The following is a 605-nucleotide window of genomic DNA, read 5'->3' on the forward strand; positions in this document are numbered from 1 at the left end:
GATGTCCAGAAGACGCTGCTGGAACATGAGGCGGCGGGTACACTGGATAGCGCAGAATATAAGGCGGCAAGCGCAATATTTTATCAACGCCACGTCTGTCGGCTTGATCCCTGGCCGCCGGAAGTACGGCGCACCTTTGATGCTATGGATGCCGATCCAACGGTCTATCACGCGATGAATGGCCCCACCGAATTCCACGTCATCGGCAGTATGAAAGAATGGACGATTATCGACCGCCTCGCGCAAATTCAGATTCCGGTGCTGCTGATTTCCGGGCGCTACGATGAAGCCACACCGGAAGTGGTACAGCCCTTTATGGACCATATCGTTGGCGCGAGGTGGGTCATTTTTGACGCCTCAAGCCATATGCCGCACGTGGAAGAGCGCGATCTATGCATGAAGACGGTGAGCGATTTTTTAAGCAGCGCGATCTCCTCAACATAATTTCTACCGTTCACCGAGGCAGCCCACAAAATTGGCCTCGGTAAACGGTGCTTTTTAAGCATCGAATTGCCTGCCCCACCGTCTGATGGCTGAGTTCACCATTATTCCAGGCCTGGCGGCGATTGACCTACGCCTTATCAATACTCTCTGCGGGGTTGCCT

The 605-nt window shown here is 53.9% G+C and carries 1 protein-coding gene; it reads left to right on the top strand.

The features are described 5' to 3' along the window. Window positions 1-444: alpha/beta fold hydrolase (locus CWM53_RS10950; RefSeq protein WP_227521706.1), on the top strand; the 444-nt coding region annotated here is incomplete at its 5' end. Window positions 445-605 lie beyond the last annotated feature (161 nt).

The organism is Klebsiella sp. A-Nf5, assembly GCF_002810545.1.
GTDB lineage: Bacteria > Pseudomonadota > Gammaproteobacteria > Enterobacterales > Enterobacteriaceae > Klebsiella > Klebsiella variicola.